The organism is Azohydromonas lata, assembly GCF_034427735.1.
In the GTDB taxonomy this organism is placed as follows: domain Bacteria; phylum Pseudomonadota; class Gammaproteobacteria; order Burkholderiales; family Burkholderiaceae_C; genus Azohydromonas; species Azohydromonas lata.
Genome location: NZ_JAXOJX010000225.1, coordinates 1 through 367 on the forward strand (window position 1 = coordinate 1; position 367 = coordinate 367).

At 66.2% G+C, this 367-nt stretch carries 1 protein-coding gene; it reads right to left on the bottom strand.

What is annotated here, in order from left to right; genetic code table 11:
* Positions 1 to 367, bottom strand: a 367-nt coding sequence (locus SM757_RS35135; RefSeq protein WP_407655839.1) for an NAD(P)/FAD-dependent oxidoreductase, incomplete at both ends; no start/stop codon positions are given.

Sequence of the window (367 nt, forward strand, 5' to 3'; positions counted from 1 at the left end):
ACCGTAGGTGTCGGGCTGCAGCGGCCAGCCCGCGGTGTGCACCACCAGGCCGGGCTTGTGATTGGCCGCAGGCACTTCCCACAGCTCTTTCAGGCCTATGCCGTAGCTTTGCGGGTTCTTGCCGGCGTCCAGCGAGAAGCGCTCTATGAGCTGCTTGCCCAAGTGGCCGCGCGAGCCTTCGGCAAAGACCGTGTACTTGCCGCACAGCTCCATGCCCAGTTGAAAATTGTCCGTGGGCTCGCCATCCTTGGCCAGCCCCAAGTTGCCCGTGGCGATGCCGCGCACGCGGCCGTCCTCGGCGTAGAGCACCTCGGCGGCGGCGAAGCCGGGGAAGATCTCCACGCCCAGGCTTTCCGCCATTCCGCTA